Raw genomic sequence first — 15,000 nt, forward strand, 5'->3', positions numbered from 1 at the left:
TCATGCGTGGCGGACCGTCGCTCGACCATTCGAGCCGGACGGGAGGCGGTGCGGACCGCACGCTCGCTCCGGGTCACCCCACAGCTCTCAGGGTCGGGACGCCCCTGCACTCGCACGCTCGCTCCGGGTCATCCCTCGGACTGGTCTGGTCGGGACGCCCCTGCACTCGCACGCTCGCTCCGGGTCACCCCACAGCACTCACGGTCGGGACGCCCCTGCACTCGCACGCTCGCTCCGGGTCATCCCTCCGCGAGCACGACGACCGGGTCCGTGGTCGGCTGCTCGGAGCCGCCGGCCGGTTCGACCGACACCGCCAGCCCGACGCCGTCGACGCCCTGCAGCAGCTGCTCGACCGACCCCTCCTGCGGGTCCAGCAGGCCCGCCGACGTCACGCCGCCCTCGGCACCGACCAGCCAGAGCTGGTAGGTCGAGTCGGCACCGACGTCGGGCAGGTCGCTCGCGCTGAACAGGAAGTCCTCGCCCGCGACGAGCACGGACGCCTGGCCACCACCGGCGACCTCGCTGCGCAGGAGCTGCGCCGACGGGTCGGCCATCATCTGTGCGACGGTGTCGACCTGCTGCTGGAGCTGGTTCTGCTCGACGGTCGCCTGGATCGCGACGGTCGTGGGCACCGCCACGGCGACCACGGCGGCGGCTGCGGCCGCGACGAGTCCCCAGCGCCGACGGCGACGAGCCATCGGCACGACGTTCCCGTCGCCCGAGGAGTGGCCGGGTCCCGTCCGGGTCTCGACGTCGGGACCGGACCACGCGACGTCGTCGACGGTGGAGCGCTCGCCGGGTGCCGCCGTCGTCCCCTGCTCGATGCGGGACATCACGGCGTCGCGCAGCGCGGGAGGCGGCTGGGTGTTGACCGTGAAGGCCGCGACCACCTCGCGGTACTCGTCCAGGGCCCGCCGGGCCGCCGGATCGGTGTCGAGGAGCCGCTCGACCGTGCGGCGCTCCAGGTCGTCGACGGCGTCGAGCGCGTAGGCGGGCAGGAGGTCCCAGGCGTCGTGCGTGCTGTCAGCCATGGTTCACCCCCAGGCAGTTGCGGAGCCGGATCAGGCCGTCCCGGATGCGGGTCTTGACGGTCGGCAGGGCGGCGCCGAGCCGCTCGGCCACCTCGCGATAGGTGCGCCCGCCGTAGTAGGCGTCGACGACGGCCTCGCGCTGCGTGCCCGTCAGCGATTCGAGGCAGCGCCGCACCGCGGCACCCTCAAGGCGACGCTCGACGTCCTCGGAGACGACGTCGTAACCGGAGCCGGCGACGCTCGTGTCGAGGTCGCGCTGGTCGCGGTCGCGGCGCGCCTGCTCGGCACGGACGCGGTCCACCGCCCGGCGGCGGGCCAGGGTGACGACCCAGGTGCGCGCCGTGGCGCGGGCGGGATCGAACTTGGCTGCGGTCTGCCACACCTCGACCATCACCTCCTGCGTCACCTCGGCGGCGTGGTCCGGGTCGCGAAGCACACCGATCGCCGTGCCGTACGCGGCGGGAGCGAGTGCGTCGTAGACCGGCCCGAACGCGTCCGGCGTCCCTGCGGCGCACGCCACGAGGGCGTCGTCGAGCGGCGTCGTCTCGGGTGATGGCACTCGGACAGTGTGCCCCACCGAAGGCTCGCGGTCGATCCGCACCCTTTCCCGTCGTGTGTCCCGGACGTTCCGGGACATGAGTGGTTCGGTGCCGAGGCCGTTCCGGATGGGCGAATCACTCGCGCGAGCGTCTCTGTTTCTCAGGAATCAGCGCGTGCTTCCTGAGAAACAGAGACGCTCGGCGGGTACCTGTGGATGACGACGGCGGTCGCCGGCGCCGTTCTGGTTGGCTCGACGGGTGCCCGGCCGCCCCCGCCCCCTCTCCCCGCGCCTGCTCCGCCTGGCTGCGCAGCAGGAGGGGCTGCTGTCGGTGCGTCAGTGCATCGGCTCCGGGATGAGCCACGAGCAGATCGCGGCCAGGGTCCGCAGCAAGGACTGGGAACGCCCGGCACGCGGCGTCGTGGACACCGGCCACCCCGCCACCCGGGACCGGGCCGACGACCCGATCGAGCACCGACGTCGCCGGGCCGCCGTGCTCGGGCTCCTCGCGCACCCGGGGTCGGTCGCCACCGGCGTCTGCGCCCTCGTGCTGCACGGCGTCCAGGGCGCACCGATCGAGGTGAGCCCGGAGGTGGCGATGCCGACCGGGGCACCGCGAGCCGCCCGGCCGCCGGTCCGGCTGCGACGCTCACCGGTCCCCTCGTCGGTCGACGTCGACGGGTTCCGCTGCGTTCCCGTCGAGGTGGCGCTGGCCCAGGCCGTCCCCGAGCTGCGCCGTCGGCCTGCCGTGGCCCTGATGGACTCCGCGCTGCACCGCGGTCTCCTGACGCCGAGCGGCCTGGTGGCGGCGCATCGAGCCGCCGCAGGCCGCCGGGGCGTGGCGCGCACGCGCTCGTGGTGGGGGCTGGCCGACGGCCGGGCGGAGTCGCCGGCCGAGACGTGGGCGCGCCTCGACTGCCTCGACGCCGGGTTTCCGCCGGACGCGCTGCAGCTCGCCGTCGCCGGCGCCGCGGGAGACGTGTTCGCCCGGGTCGACCTCGCCTGGCGACTCCCCGGCGGCACGGCGCTGCTGGTGGAGATCGACGGGCGCGACGTCCACTCCGCACCGGAGGCCGTCTACCGCGACCGCGTCCGGCAGAACCGGATCGACACGTCACGGACCGTCGTCCGTCGCTTCACCGGCGCCGACGCCTGGCACGGACGCGTCGGGGCCGAGGTCGCGAGGGTCCTGCGTCCGGCCGGGTGGCGACCCGCGCCGCTGCCCGCCGGCACCGTGCTACGGGTCGATGCCTGATCCGCTTGCCCCACCGGGCCCGTCGAGCGTCTCTGTCTCTCAGGAATCAGCGGCTGAATCCTGAGAGACAGAGACGCTCGCGCAACCGGGGATGACGCTCACCCACCGAGGGTGGGACGACGGACGCCGGCCCGGGTTCAGGAAGCGCGCCGCGTGCGGACCGCCTCGGCCAGGACCGTCAGGAGCTCCGCCGTCGTGCCCCAGTCCATGCACTTGTCCGTGACCGACTGGCCGTAGACGAGCTCGTCCAGCGGCGCCGGCTTCTGCGCGCCCGCCTCGAGGAAGCTCTCCAGCATCAGCCCGGTGATGCCCCGCTCCCCGTCGGCGAGGCGTGCCGCGATCTCGCGCACGACCTCGGCCTGGCGCACGTGGTCCTTGCCGGAGTTGCCGTGCGAGGCGTCCACGACCACGCCCTCCTCCACGGCACCGCCCAGGCCGGAGGTGCGGGCCACGGCCAGCGCGTCCGCGACGTCGGAGGCCCCGTAGTTCGGACCGCCCCGGCCACCGCGCAGGATGACGTGGCAGTCCGGGTTGCCCGCGGTCTCGACGGCGGCCGCCCGACCCTCGGCGTCCGCCCCGAAGAACGTGTGCTCGCTGGCGGCGGTGATGCAGCCGTCCACGGCGATCTGCACGTCCCCGTCCGTGGCGTTCTTGAACCCGACCGGCATCGACAGCCCCGACGCGAGCTGGCGGTGGACCTGCGACTCCGCGTTGCGCGCGCCGATCGCACCCCACGTGACGGCGTCGGCGATGTACTGCGGAGAGGTCGGCTCGAGGAACTCGCACGCGGCCGGGACACCGGCGTCGAGCACGCCCAGCAGGACCTCGCGGGCGAGTCGCAGGCCGTGGTGGACGTCGTGCGAGCCGTCCAGGTGCGGGTCGTTGATGAGGCCCTTCCACCCGACCGTGGTGCGCGGCTTCTCGAAGTAGACCCGCATGACCACCACGAGCTCCTCGGACAGCTCGCGGGCCAGCGGCGCGAGCCGGCGGGCGTAGTCGAGGGCGGCCTCCGGGTCGTGCACGGAGCAGGGCCCCACGATGACGACGAGCCGGTCGTCCTCGCCGCGCAGCACGTCGCGCACCTCGCGCCGCGAGGTCGTCACGAGGTCGCTGCGGGCGGTGCCCAGGGGCAGCCGGGCGCGCATGGAACGCGGTGCGGGCAGCGGGTCCAGCGCACGGACGCGCAGGTCGGAGGTCTCGGCCATCAGCTCAGTATCTCGCTCGACGTCGGTGGTGCGCGCGGAAGGGGTGGTGTCGGAGGTCGTGGTGCTCATCGTCGCGGGGCTCCTGGTCGTGGGGTCGTGGTCGGCGGTCCGGCGGCGTCGCCGCACGCGTTCCGATCCCGACCGGAGGCCCGTCCGACGACGAAGGGCCCGGACGCGGCGTGCGTCCCAGGCCCTGTGCTGGCTCCGGTGGAAGGTGTCGGTCAGGCGCGAGCCCGCCGAGCTCCCAGCGGAGCCGGCGTAAAGCGCCAATACCAACGGATGTCCACGGCCACGACAGTACGCCCGCCGTCGGGCCGCGTCCACCGGCGTCCACCATCCGGGCTCACGGGCGCGCGAACAGGGCTCCCCCGGCGGGGTCGGCACGGAAGGTGCGCTCCAGGGCGAGCCGTTCGCGCGCCGAGTCCGCGAGGACGTCGGGCAGCTCGTCGTCGGGGAACCAGTCGACCGCGAGCGACTCGTCGTCGGCCACCCGGGCACCGGCGGCGGCCTCGGCGGACACGGGTCGCGCGCAGAACAACGAGTCCAGGTACGTGGTCCGGTCGCCGTTGGGATAGGTGACCACGGGCGTGCTGAACACCACGGCGAGCGCGGTCACCTCGATCTCCACGGCGGTCTCCTCGAGGACCTCGCGCACGATCCCGACGGCGGGCTGCTCGCCGGGGTCGAGGATGCCGCTGGGCAGGGCCCACTCGCCCGAGTCGGCGCGCCGCCCCAGCAGCACGCGACCGTCGTCGTCCCGCACGACGGCGGTGACGCCGGGCAGCCAGAGCAGGTCGGTGCCGACGCGGGCACGCAGGGACACGACGTGGTCGGGGATCGGCATGCGGCGAGCCTATCCCCCGCGGTCTCAGGCGCGGGCGTAGCGCGCCACGAAGTTGCGCAGGACCCGCATCGGCTCGGTGACGGGCCGGGCCGACGCCCGCGCGACGACGGCCCCCGCCTCCTCCGGGTCGAAGTACCCGTGGTGCCGGTAGACGCGGACCCGTTCGGTCAGCCCCGCCAGGTCGAGCTCCGGGTGGAACTGGGTGGCGTAGACGTTCTCGCGGACCTTGAACATCTGCACCGGCGACCACGGGGAGAACGCCAGCCGCACCGCGTGGGGCGGCAGCTCGCGGATCGCCTCCTTGTGGCCGACGAACGCCGCGAACGCGGACGGCACCCCCGCCAGGAGCGGGTCGTCCGCGCCCTCCTGGGTGAGCTCGACGGTGACGACGCCGACGTCCTCGCCGTAGTGGCGGTCCACCACTCCCCCGATGTAGGTGCCGAGGGTCCCGACGCCGTAGCAGGCGCCGAGGAACGGGAAGTCACGGTCGACGACCTCGTCGAGCAGTCCCGCCATCTCCCGCTCCACCCGGTGCTGCACGTCCGACTTCACGTCGTCGGGGTCGGACGAGTTGAACGGGCCGCCGCCGACGATGACCCCCGAGTAGGCGTCGAGGTCGACGCGCGGCATCGGGTCGGCCTCGAGCCGGACCCGGTGGAGATGGTCGGGGGCGAGCCCGCCGAACCGGCACATCGCCTCGTACTCCCCGTCCGCGGCGACGTCCTCGGGCCGCGTCGCCAGCAGCAGGAACGGCTTCATGCCCCGAGGCTATGCCGACGCGTGGCGGGCCGCGCGGTCGGGTCCGAGACCACCCGCGCGGATCAGGTCCAGCGGAAGAGCCGGATCGCCAGCGGCAGCAGCACCGTCGTCCACACCGCCATGACGACGAGCTGCAGCAGCGGGAACCCGCTCTCGAACCACCCGATCGACAACGCCTGCGCGGCGGCACCCAGCGGGCTGAACTGGCCGATCTGCTGCAGCAGGTCCGGCATGACCGGTCCGGGCGTCCACACCCCCGCGAGCAGCAGCATCGGGAAGTAGATCGACATCGAGATGCCGTTGGCGGCCGACGCCCGGGGCGCCACCGCCGCGACGAGCATGCCGAGCGCGAGCATCACCGCCATCCCCAGCAGGAAGCCGAGCCCGACGACACCGAGCTGCTGCGGCGCGGGGACCCCGAAGGCCAGGGCCGCGACGAGCAGCGCCAGCCCGACACCGATGAGCGTGGTGATCGCGTTGATGACCAGGTGCGCCGCGACGATGCCCTGCGGTCGCATCGGCGTGGTGGACATCCGCCGCAGCACCCCCTTCTCACGGTAGGTCGCGAGGGTGACGGGCATGACGGTGAGCGACGCGGTACCGACGGCCATCGCGAGGATGGTGGGCACGTAGGTCGCGATCGGGGTGATGCCGTACCAGACCGAGTCCGGCGGGGCGTCCAGGATCGGCTCGCGCATGCCGGGGATGAGGAACCCCACCCCGAGCAGGATGAGCGTGGGGAAGACGACCCCGAAGAAGGGGGCGGCGAAGTCCCGGAACCACACCAGGAACTCGGTGGTCAGCAGGCGCCGGAACCCGCGCCATCCGGCGCGGCTGCCGGTTCGGCGCACCGAAGCGGTCGTCGTGGTCATGACCGGTCTCCTTCCGTGGCGAGCGCGGGTTCCTCGTCCTGCTCGGCGTAGGTCCGCCCGGTGACGGCGAGGAAGACGTCCTCGAGCGTCCGGGTGACGGTGCGCACGTCGTCGGGCACGAGGTCGGCCTCGGCCAGGGCGGGGACGACGGCGAAGAGGACCCGGGGCGTGCCGGTGACGGCGCTCTCGCCGGGCACCCCGTCCATCTCCTCGACGCGGGCGACGTCGGGATGCGTGGCGGCGAGCCGGTCGAGCACCTCGCGGGCCGCGCCGACGACCTCGTCGGCGAAGCGCAGGACGACGGTCCGGTCACCCTCGAGGCCGTCGATCAGTCCGCGGGGCGTCCCCTCGGCCACGATGCGCCCGCCGTCGATGACCACGAGCCGGTCGCACAGCCGCTCGGCCTCGTCCATGAAGTGCGTGACCAGCAGGATGGTGACGCCGGTGTCGCGCACTCGGTCGATGAGGTCCCAGGTGTTGCGGCGGGCCTGCGGGTCGAGCCCGGTGGTGAGCTCGTCGAGGATGGCGACCTGCGGGTTGCCGACCAGGGCGAGCGCGATCGACAGCCGCTGCTTCTGTCCCCCGGAGAGGTTGCGGAACTGCTTGTCCGCGTGGTCGGTCAGGTCCAGCAGCGCGAGCAGCTCGTCGGGGTCGGCCGGGGCGGGGTAGAAGCCGGCGAAGAGCCGGATGGCCTCTCCCACGGTGATCTTGTCGTGCAGCGTCGCCTCCTGGAGCTGCACGCCGAGCACGTCGCGGACGGCCGTGGGGTGCTTCTGGGTGTCGTGACCCAGCACGTGGGTGGTGCCGCCGTCGGCCCGGCGCATGCCGGCCAGGGTCTCGACGGCCGTGGTCTTGCCGGCCCCGTTGGGCCCGAGGATCCCGAAGATCTCCCCGGGGCTGACGGCGAAGGACACGTCGTCGACGGCGACCTTGTCGCCGTAGGTCTTGCGGAGGTGGCTGACCTCCACGACGGGTTCGGTCATCGGGCGCTCCTTCGGTCGGGCGAGCGGATCAGGGACGCAGCGGCGCGGAGCGCAGCACGAGGTGGGCGACGGCGTAGGCGAGCGCGGCGACGACCAGGGCGCCGCCGACGCCGAACAGCGCGCCGAGGGCGACGTCGTCGTACCCGCCGCGCCACGGGGTGCCGGCGATGCCGGTCCGGGTGGCGATGTCGACGAGCGCGCAGGGAACGAGGAGCGGTGCGACGAGGAGCGTCCCGCGCCAGGGCCCGAACCGTCGGAAGCCGGCGGCGATCGCGACGCCGACCAGGAGGTAGGTGACCATGACCAGGGACTCGGCGGTCACGGCGACGGCGATCCCGCCGGCCGTGTCGAGGGCGACCGTCCCGGTGTCGACCTGCCACGGGCGATCGCCCTCGGCGTAGACCTGCTGCTCGACGAGCGCGAGCACCACGGTCAGCACGCCGAACGCCAGGCCGACGACGACGGCGGCCCGGGTGGCGCCGTCGACCCAGGCGCGGCGCGTCCCCCCGGCACCGACGTGCACGGGCAGGGCGCCCGCGGTGACGACGATGCCGACGACGAAGGGGATCCACCGGGCCGGGCTGCCGGCGACGTCGTAGGTGAACCCGACGGCCTCGCCGCCCCACTGCTCGACGACGATCAGGACGCCGACGACGAGCAGGGCCCAGAAGGCCCAGAACCAGAGCCCGACGATCGTGAGCACGCGGAGGAAGCGCCGCCGAGCGGCACGGACCCCGGGGTCGACGCGGCTGGGACGACGCCGGGTGGGACGGCGCTGTGCGGTGCCGGGGGCCACGGTCGGTGCGGTCATGACGGTCACCTCGACGGCCGGATCGGGAGGCGGAACAGCATCGCGCGCAGCCAGCCGGCGGCCAGGGCCACGACGACGGCGAGGACAAGCAGAGTCACCACGACGGCGGACGCGCGCCCGAGCCCGAGACCGACGTCGTCCCTCCAGGATGCGGCGCGGCCGGCCACCTCCGCCACCGCAAGCAACGCCGCGTTCGGCACGAGCAGCAGCGTGCCCCGCCAGGCGCCGTGGTGCAGGTAGCCGACGGCCACCGCGACGCCCACGAGGATGTACACCGCGATCGTCAGGGTGGCACCGACGAGCGTCAGGAGCAGGTCGCCGGCCTGCCCGCCGAAGATCAGGAAGTCCGGCGCTTCCCACGGCCACCCGAGCTCGTCGAAGAGTCGGCGCTCCCCGAGCTGCGCGAGGGTGTAGGCCAGTCCGTAGAAGACACCGCCTCCCGCCGTGGCGAGCAGCGCCCCGCGGAACAACGTCCGGCGCGTGCCACCGGCGGCGACGTGGGTGGCAGTGATCGTGGCGCACATGATCAACCCGAGGGCGAAGGCGAACCAGCGGGCGCTGTACCCGCCGGTCGCCAGGACTCCGACGTCCATCTGGTGTCCGGCCCGGTCGACGATCAGGGGCACGGTCACCGCGACGACGGCCAGCACCACCCAGAACCCGGAGCCGACGACGACGTTCGGGACGCCGAGCGACCTCGCGGCGCGCCGGGTAGCGGCCGACTCGGCGCGGCGGACCAGTGCGACGCGGTCGACGAGGGCTGCCGTGCCGTTCATCGCCCAGCTCCCCTCGACGCGTCGGCGTCGCGGCCGGCGACCGTCGCCCGGTGGGCGGCGGGGTCGGTGAGACGCACGAACAGGTCCTGCAGCGGCAGGTGACCCAGCTCGACGCCGGCCTCCCGGGCGGCGGCGCGGGTGCCGTCGTCGGGCGCCCCCTCGAGTGTGACCTGGACGGTGCCGCCGAGCTGCTGGCGGTGCAGGACCTTCCGGTCCCCGGCGAGACGCTCGACCGCCATCGTCGGCCCCGTGAGGCTGAAGCCGCGCCGGGCCATCTCCTCGGCGGTCTCGGCGAGGAGGACGCGGCCGCGGTCGAGCACGACGACGTCCTCGAACAGCCGCTCGACCTCCTCGACGAGGTGGCTGGACAGCAGGATGGTGCGCGGGTGGGCGGCGTAGTCGGCGAGGATCTCGTCGTAGAACGCGTACCGCGTCGGGGCGTCCATGCCGAGGTAGACCTCGTCGAAGATGGTCAGCGGCGCCCGGGACGCCAGGCCGAGGACGGCGCCGACGGCGGACCGCTTGCCCCGCGACAGGGCGTTCGGCTTCTTGCGGGTGCTGATCTCGAACAGGTCCAGGAGCCGCTCGGCCGTGTCGGCGTCCCAGTGCGGGCGCAGGTCGGCGTAGTACCGCAGCGTCTCGCGCAGCTTCTCGTCGTCCTGGACGCCGCCGCCCTCGCTGACGAGCTGGACGTTCGCGGTGACCCACGGGTTCTCCCACGGGTCCTCCCAGGAGTCCGCGTCGCCCTCGGGGCCGACGGCGACACGGCCGCTGGTCGGGCACCGGTAGGCGGCGAGCAGGGAGAGCATCGTGGTCTTGCCGGCGCCGTTGCGGCCGAGCACGCCGGTGATGGTGCCGGGCCGGACCGTCAGGTTCGCGCCGTCGAGCGCCGTCGAGGCGTCCTCGCGGTAGGTGCCGCCGTCGCGGGTCACCCGGCGCTGCCGGCCGAACCGGACGACGACGTCGTCCAGCCGGGCGCCGAAGGGGGCGGGGGCCGTCATGACTCCTCCGTGGTGGTCGAGCGGTGGCGGATGTGGTCGACGATCTCGTCGTCGGAGATGCCGAGGACGGCGGCCTGCGCGAGCGCCGGGGCGAGCACGTCGTCGAAGTACGCCGTGCGGTCGTGCTCGAGCAGCCGCTGCCGGGCCCCCGGTGCGACGAACATGCCCAGACCCCGTCGCTTGTAGAGCACGCCCTCGTCGACCAGTCCGGCGAAGGCCTTGGCCGCGGTGGCGGGGTTGATGCGGAACGTCGTGGCGAACTGGGTGGTGGACATGACCTGCTCGTCCTCCGCGAGCTCTCCCGCGAGGACCTGCGACCGGATCATCTGGGCGATCTGGACGTAGAGAGGTTCAGGCCCGTCGAACACGCGCCCTCCCCTCCGTCTCCGCGGTTCTGTGGTTCATTACTCAACTAATGAACCACAGAGGCAGGTGTCCGTCAACCCCTCTGCCGAGGTAGGCGACCTCCCGCCGAGGTAGGCGACCTCCCGCCGAGGTAGGCAACCTCCCGCCGAGGTAGGCCGACGCTACGTCAGCTGCATCGTGGTGACGCAGGTCGCGTCGTCGGCGCCGCCCGTCGACAGCGGCGTGCTGGCGCTCAGCCCGTCGTGCTCGATCGTCACGGTGGCGTCGAGGTCGCGCGGGAGCCAGAGCCCGACGAAGCCGTTGTCGAACGTCGTCCGGGTCTCGTCGAGCACGACCTCGCCGGTCGCGTCGTCGGTGACGAGCACGTCCACCTCGGCGTTCTGCAGCTCGCCGGTGCAGGTGGTCAGGCTGTGGAAGTAGCACTCGTGCGTCTGGTCGACGTAGGGCGCGATCGACACGTAGAAGTCCTCGCCCTCCAGGGAGACCGTGGTCTCCCCCTCGTCGGCCGTGGTGACGAGCAGCTCGTCGGGGCGGACCGAGACCATGAGGTCGGTCGGGCGGTCGGCGAGGGGCAGGGCGTCGAGCGTGTCGACGATCTCGCGGCCGTCGAGACCGGCGAGGCCGGCGTCGGCGAGCGCTGCGGACGAGGCGGTGTCGGCAGCGGCGGTCTCGTCGTCCGTCGTCGGCGTGGACTCGCCCGCGGAGCAGGCGGCCAGCGTCAGCGCGGCGACGGAGGCGGTCAGGGTGAGCAGGGCCCGCTGACGGGCGCGGTGGAGCGGCATGGTCGGTTCTCTTTCGGGATCGGTGCGGGATCGAGGTGTCCGGAGGGGACGGCTCAGGGGCCGGCGTCGCTCGCGCGACGGGCCGGCCCGGCCGTTCTCACGTCCGGCTGATCCCGAGAGCCCGGAGATCCGGGGCGGGGAGGAGCCGCGGCACCGCACGACGGCTGGTGACGCGCGGCAGGTCGGACGGCAGGTCCCGGACGAGGCGACGCGGCCCCGCCAGGACCAGGAGCACGACGACGAGCAGCATGAACGCGCAGATCATGGCCGCATCGTGGTGCGGGGCACCGCAGTCGACGCACGGGGCGGCGGGTGCCGCGCCGGGGACGACCTGAGCGGTCGCGGCATCCGGTGCTGTCGGCTCGACCAGGGCCGTGGCGTGGTGTCCGGCCGCGGCGACGGTGCCGTCGCCCGCCGGCGGTGCCGCCATGGCGAACCCGTGGCCCGTCACGAGGGCGAGGAAGCCGAGGACGACGGCGAGCGCGGCACGGTGGTGCCAGCGTCCGTCACGGCTCCCGGGCCGCGCGCCGTGCGCTCGCCTCACGCGACCATGCTACGCGGGAGATGCTGGGGAGATGGACGCCGCGGACACCTGGTCGAGCCTGACCTTCGTCGTCGCGGGGATCTGGATCGTCGCCCGACGGCGGCACCCCGGCGACGGCGACGGGCCCGGCTCCGCGGCGCGCACCCGGGCCGCGCTCGGCGTCCTGGCGATCGGCATCGGCGTCGGGTCCGTGATCCAGCACGGTCCTGCACCGTCGTGGAACCCGGTGGTCCACGACCCGCCGCTCCTGGGCGCCTACGCCCTGGTCGCGGCGGACGCGGTCGCGGACCTCACGGGCCGTCGGATGCGCACCTGGTGGTGGCTGGGCCCGACGCTCGCGGACGCGGTCCTGGCCGCCGTCGACCCGTGGGCCTCCATCGTCGCGCAGGGCATCGCCTCGGGGGTCGCCGTGGTGCTGATCCTGCTGCGTGCACTGGCCCGGCCGACGCTGCGCGCCCGGCTCGTGAGCGCCGTCGTCGTCCTGGGCGTCGGAGCGCTGATCGGCTTCGTCGAGCCGTGGGGGCACACCGTGTGGCACCTGCTCGCGGCGGCGGCGATCGTGGTCGCGGCGCCCGCCGTCGGGGCACGCCCGTCCTGACCGGCGGACGCTCCGCCGTCGGACACGACAGAGCCCGGGGCGAGCGCGATGCTCACCCCGGGCTCCGCGTGCTACCTGACCGAGAAGTTGCCTACCTCGGCGGAGGATTGCCTACCTCGGCGGGAGGTTGCCTACCTCGGCGTCAGGCCGTCACCGACTCGGCGTCCGTGGCGTCGTAGGTCGCCAGCTCGGCGATGTCGGCCGCCACGAGCTCGCCGATCTGGATCGCGTTGAGCGCGGCACCCTTGCGCAGGTTGTCGTTCGCGACGAACAGCACCAGCCCGCGACCGTCCGGGACGGACTGGTCGGTGCGGATGCGGCCCACGAACGACGGGTCGGCACCGGCCGCGCCCAGCGGCGTCGGGACGTCCGCCAGCTCGACGCCCGGGGCGTCCGCGAGCAGCTCGCGGGCCCGGTCCGGCGTGATCGCGTCGCCGAACTCGGCGTGGATCGCCAGCGAGTGGCCGGTGAACACCGGCACGCGCACGCAGGTGCCCGCGACGGCGAGGTCGGGCAGACCGAGGATCTTGCGGGACTCGTTGCGGAGCTTCTGCTCCTCGTCCGTCTCCTCGGACCCGTCGTCGACGATCGCGCCGGCCAGCGCCACGACGTCGAACGCGATCGGCGCCACGTACTTCTCCGGCGCCGGGAACTCCACCGCGGAGCCGTCGTGGGTGAGGCCCTCGAGGTCACCGGACGTCGCGGCGCGCGCCTGGTCGGCGAGCTCCTTGACGCCGCCGAGCCCGGAGCCGGACACGGCCTGGTAGGTGGCGACCCGCAGGCGCTCCAGCCCGGCCTCGGCGGCCAGGGGCTTGAGCACCGGCATCGCGGCCATCGTGGTGCAGTTCGGGTTGGCGATGATGCCCCTGCCCGCCTCGCTGATCGCCTCCGGGTTCACCTCGGAGACCACCAGCGGCACCTCGGGGTCGAGGCGCCAGGCGGAGGAGTTGTCGATGACGACGGCGCCCGCCTCCGCGAACCGCGGCGCGTGCTCGCGCGACGTCCCGCCGCCCGCGGAGAACAGGGCGATGTCGATGTCCGCGAGGTCCTCGGTCGCCGTGGCGGCCGTGTCCTCGACGGTGACCTCGACGCCCTCGTAGGTGAGGGTCGAGCCGGCCGACCGTGCCGAGGCGAACAGCCGCAGCTCCTTGATCGGGAAGGCGCGCTCGGCGAGCAGCTTGCGCATCACGGCGCCGACCTGACCGGTGGCGCCGACGACGGCGACGTTCACGCCCGTGGTGTTGATCTGGGCCATGCGACTCACCGCCCCGTCCCGGCGTAGACCACGGCCTCGCCCTCGGCGGAGTCGAGCTCGAACGCGGTGTGGATGGCGCGCACGGCGTCGTCCAGGTTGTCGGCACGGGTGACCACCGAGATGCGGATCTCCGAGGTGGAGATCATCTCGATGTTGATGCCCGCGTCCCGCAGCGCGCCGAACAGGCGGGCGGAGATGCCCGGGTGCGACTTCATGCCGGCGCCCACGAGCGAGACCTTGCCGATCTCGTCGTCGACCTGCAGGTCGTCGAACTTCAGCTCGGACTTCACGGCGTTCAGCGCGGCCGTCGTCGACCGGATGTCGGCGTGCGGCAGCGTGAAGGAGATGTCGGTCAGACCGGTGTCCGCGGCGGACACGTTCTGGACGATCATGTCGATGTTCGTGCCGGCGGCGGCCACGACCTCGAAGATGCGGGCCGCCTGGCCCAGCGTGTCCGGCACGCCGACGATGGTGATCTTGGCCTCGCTGCGGTCGTGCGCGACGCCGGAGATGATCGGGTCTTCCATGGCTGCTTCCTCCTGCTCCTCGGAGCTGGCGTTCGGGTCGATGAGGTCTCCGTGGGTGCCCTTGACGAGCGTCCCGTTCTTGCCCGAGAACGAGCTGCGCACGTGCACCGGGACCTGGTAGCGGCGCGCGTACTCGACGGCGCGCAGCGCCAGCACCTTGGCGCCGGACGCGGCCAGCTCGAGCATCTCTTCGTAGGTGACCTTGTCGATCTTGCGAGCGCCCGGCGCGATGCGGGGGTCCGCGGTGAAGATGCCGTCGACGTCGGTGTAGATCTCGCAGACGTCGGCGTCGAGGCCGGCGGCCAGCGCGACCGCCGTCGTGTCGGAGCCGCCGCGGCCGAGCGTGGTCACGTCGTTGCCGCTGCTGACGCCCTGGAAGCCCGCGACGATCGCGACCTGGCCCTTCTCGAGGGTCTGGCGGATGCGGTGCGGGACGACGTCGACGATCCGTGCCTTGCCGTGGACGGCGTCGGTGAGGAGACCGGCCTGCTGGCCGGTGAAGGACTTCGCCTTGACCCCGAGCTTGTCGATCGCCATCGCGAGGAGGGACATCGAGATCCGCTCACCGGCGGTGAGCAGGATGTCCATCTCGCGCTGCGGCGGACGGGGGCTGATGTCGGCGGCAAGATCGAGGAGCTCGTCGGTGGTGTCGCCCATGGCGCTCACCACGACCACCACGTCGTTGCCGGCGCGCTTGGCCTCGGCGATGCGCTTGGCCACGCGCTTGATGGAACGGGCGTCCGACACGGACGACCCGCCGTACTTCTGCACGACCAGTGCCATGCATGCAACCTTTCTGTCGCCGGCCTCCGTCTCTTCCAACGGCCCGCCGGTTTCTTGTGTGTGCGCGCTC

17 protein-coding genes are annotated in these 15,000 nt (G+C 73.3%); 2 read left to right on the plus strand and 15 right to left on the minus strand.

What is annotated here, in order from left to right; all coding sequences use genetic code 11:
- Nucleotides 1-239 precede the first annotated feature (239 nt).
- Nucleotides 240-1,031, minus strand: a complete 792-nt coding sequence (locus tag PO879_RS13995) for an anti-sigma factor (protein ID WP_278235479.1) — start codon at nt 1,029-1,031, stop codon at nt 240-242.
- Entirely contained in the window at nt 1,024-1,590 is a 567-nt protein-coding gene (gene sigK, locus PO879_RS14000) for an ECF RNA polymerase sigma factor SigK (RefSeq protein ID WP_278235480.1), read from the minus strand. Before sigK ends, PO879_RS13995 begins: the two co-directional genes overlap by 8 nt.
- Nucleotides 1,591-1,828: 238 nt before the next feature.
- Here sigK and PO879_RS14005 point away from each other — a divergent pair, with 238 nt between their 5' ends.
- Complete coding sequence (locus PO879_RS14005; RefSeq protein WP_278235481.1) at nt 1,829-2,824, plus strand: type IV toxin-antitoxin system AbiEi family antitoxin domain-containing protein; 996 nt, start codon at nt 1,829-1,831, stop codon at nt 2,822-2,824.
- 137 nt (nt 2,825-2,961) lie between these two features.
- Here PO879_RS14005 and PO879_RS14010 read toward each other — a convergent pair whose 3' ends face one another.
- The 11 genes from PO879_RS14010 to PO879_RS14060 all read right to left on the minus strand — a co-directional run bounded on the left by PO879_RS14010 (nt 2,962) and on the right by PO879_RS14060 (nt 11,767).
- Nucleotides 2,962-4,029, minus strand: coding sequence for a 3-deoxy-7-phosphoheptulonate synthase (locus PO879_RS14010; protein WP_278237555.1), 1,068 nt, complete (start codon nt 4,027-4,029; stop codon nt 2,962-2,964).
- Nucleotides 4,030-4,372: 343 nt separating this feature from the next.
- On the minus strand, nt 4,373-4,873 hold the full coding sequence (locus tag PO879_RS14015) for an NUDIX domain-containing protein (protein WP_278235482.1): 501 nt from the start codon (nt 4,871-4,873) through the stop codon (nt 4,373-4,375).
- Nucleotides 4,874-4,897: 24 nt separating this feature from the next.
- Nucleotides 4,898-5,632 (minus strand): glutamine amidotransferase, encoded by a 735-nt coding sequence (locus PO879_RS14020; RefSeq protein ID WP_278235483.1) that lies wholly within the window; start codon nt 5,630-5,632, stop codon nt 4,898-4,900.
- A 62-nt stretch (nt 5,633-5,694) separates the two neighbouring features.
- Nucleotides 5,695-6,504 carry an ABC transporter permease gene (locus tag PO879_RS14025; RefSeq protein ID WP_278235484.1) on the minus strand — a complete coding sequence of 270 codons (810 nt, stop codon included), beginning with the start codon at nt 6,502-6,504 and terminating at the stop codon, nt 5,695-5,697.
- Nucleotides 6,501-7,487 carry an ABC transporter ATP-binding protein gene (locus PO879_RS14030; RefSeq protein ID WP_278235485.1) on the minus strand — a complete coding sequence of 329 codons (987 nt, stop codon included), beginning with the start codon at nt 7,485-7,487 and terminating at the stop codon, nt 6,501-6,503. The genes PO879_RS14025 and PO879_RS14030 overlap by 4 nt, the downstream gene beginning before the upstream one ends.
- A gap of 28 nt (nt 7,488-7,515) precedes the next feature.
- Nucleotides 7,516-8,298, minus strand: a complete 783-nt coding sequence (locus PO879_RS14035) for a hypothetical protein (RefSeq protein ID WP_278235486.1) — start codon at nt 8,296-8,298, stop codon at nt 7,516-7,518.
- Nucleotides 8,299-8,303: 5 nt separating this feature from the next.
- Entirely contained in the window at nt 8,304-9,074 is a 771-nt protein-coding gene (locus PO879_RS14040) for a hypothetical protein (protein ID WP_278235487.1), read from the minus strand.
- Nucleotides 9,071-10,075: an ABC transporter ATP-binding protein gene (locus tag PO879_RS14045; RefSeq protein ID WP_278235488.1), complete on the minus strand. Its 1,005-nt coding sequence runs from the start codon at nt 10,073-10,075 to the stop codon at nt 9,071-9,073. Before PO879_RS14045 ends, PO879_RS14040 begins: the two co-directional genes overlap by 4 nt.
- Entirely contained in the window at nt 10,072-10,443 is a 372-nt protein-coding gene (locus PO879_RS14050; RefSeq protein ID WP_278235489.1) for a GntR family transcriptional regulator, read from the minus strand. Before PO879_RS14050 ends, PO879_RS14045 begins: the two co-directional genes overlap by 4 nt.
- A 159-nt stretch (nt 10,444-10,602) precedes the next feature.
- Complete coding sequence (locus PO879_RS14055) at nt 10,603-11,223, minus strand: CueP family metal-binding protein (RefSeq protein ID WP_278235490.1); 621 nt, start codon at nt 11,221-11,223, stop codon at nt 10,603-10,605.
- Nucleotides 11,224-11,320: 97 nt separating this feature from the next.
- Nucleotides 11,321-11,767: a hypothetical protein gene (locus tag PO879_RS14060; RefSeq protein WP_278235491.1), complete on the minus strand. Its 447-nt coding sequence runs from the start codon at nt 11,765-11,767 to the stop codon at nt 11,321-11,323.
- A 31-nt stretch (nt 11,768-11,798) separates the two neighbouring features.
- On the opposite strand from PO879_RS14060, the gene PO879_RS14065 reads away from it, so the two are divergent.
- The gene (locus tag PO879_RS14065) at nt 11,799-12,365 is read left to right on the plus strand and encodes a hypothetical protein (RefSeq protein ID WP_278235492.1); all 567 of its coding nucleotides are present in this window, start codon (nt 11,799-11,801) and stop codon (nt 12,363-12,365) included.
- Between the two features lie 142 nt (nt 12,366-12,507).
- Here PO879_RS14065 and PO879_RS14070 read toward each other — a convergent pair whose 3' ends face one another.
- Together PO879_RS14070 and PO879_RS14075 are read right to left on the minus strand one after the other, a co-directional pair.
- The gene (locus tag PO879_RS14070) at nt 12,508-13,620 is read right to left on the minus strand and encodes an aspartate-semialdehyde dehydrogenase (protein WP_278235493.1); all 1,113 of its coding nucleotides are present in this window, start codon (nt 13,618-13,620) and stop codon (nt 12,508-12,510) included.
- Between the two features lie 5 nt (nt 13,621-13,625).
- Nucleotides 13,626-14,930, minus strand: a complete 1,305-nt coding sequence (locus tag PO879_RS14075) for an aspartate kinase (protein ID WP_278235494.1) — start codon at nt 14,928-14,930, stop codon at nt 13,626-13,628.
- Between the last annotated feature and the right edge of the window lie 70 nt (nt 14,931-15,000).

The sequence above is a fragment of the Isoptericola sp. AK164 genome (assembly GCF_029643425.1).
Lineage (GTDB): Bacteria > Actinomycetota > Actinomycetes > Actinomycetales > Cellulomonadaceae > Isoptericola > Isoptericola haloaureus.

Excerpts from the sequence above, each read along its gene's own strand:
- PO879_RS13995 (WP_278235479.1), bottom strand. The coding sequence starts at position 1,031 with ATGGCTGACAGCACGCACGACGCCTGGGACCTCCTGCCCGCCTACGCG.
- PO879_RS14010 (WP_278237555.1), bottom strand. The coding sequence starts at position 4,029 with ATGGCCGAGACCTCCGACCTGCGCGTCCGTGCGCTGGACCCGCTGCCC.
- PO879_RS14015 (WP_278235482.1), bottom strand. The coding sequence starts at position 4,873 with ATGCCGATCCCCGACCACGTCGTGTCCCTGCGTGCCCGCGTCGGCACC.
- PO879_RS14020 (WP_278235483.1), bottom strand. The coding sequence starts at position 5,632 with ATGAAGCCGTTCCTGCTGCTGGCGACGCGGCCCGAGGACGTCGCCGCG.
- PO879_RS14025 (WP_278235484.1), bottom strand. The coding sequence starts at position 6,504 with ATGACCACGACGACCGCTTCGGTGCGCCGAACCGGCAGCCGCGCCGGA.
- PO879_RS14030 (WP_278235485.1), bottom strand. The coding sequence starts at position 7,487 with ATGACCGAACCCGTCGTGGAGGTCAGCCACCTCCGCAAGACCTACGGC.
- PO879_RS14035 (WP_278235486.1), bottom strand. The coding sequence starts at position 8,298 with ATGACCGCACCGACCGTGGCCCCCGGCACCGCACAGCGCCGTCCCACC.
- PO879_RS14040 (WP_278235487.1), bottom strand. The coding sequence starts at position 9,074 with ATGAACGGCACGGCAGCCCTCGTCGACCGCGTCGCACTGGTCCGCCGC.
- PO879_RS14045 (WP_278235488.1), bottom strand. The coding sequence starts at position 10,075 with ATGACGGCCCCCGCCCCCTTCGGCGCCCGGCTGGACGACGTCGTCGTC.
- PO879_RS14055 (WP_278235490.1), bottom strand. The coding sequence starts at position 11,223 with ATGCCGCTCCACCGCGCCCGTCAGCGGGCCCTGCTCACCCTGACCGCC.
- PO879_RS14065 (WP_278235492.1), top strand. The coding sequence starts at position 11,799 with ATGGACGCCGCGGACACCTGGTCGAGCCTGACCTTCGTCGTCGCGGGG.
- PO879_RS14070 (WP_278235493.1), bottom strand. The coding sequence starts at position 13,620 with ATGGCCCAGATCAACACCACGGGCGTGAACGTCGCCGTCGTCGGCGCC.
- PO879_RS14075 (WP_278235494.1), bottom strand. The coding sequence starts at position 14,930 with ATGGCACTGGTCGTGCAGAAGTACGGCGGGTCGTCCGTGTCGGACGCC.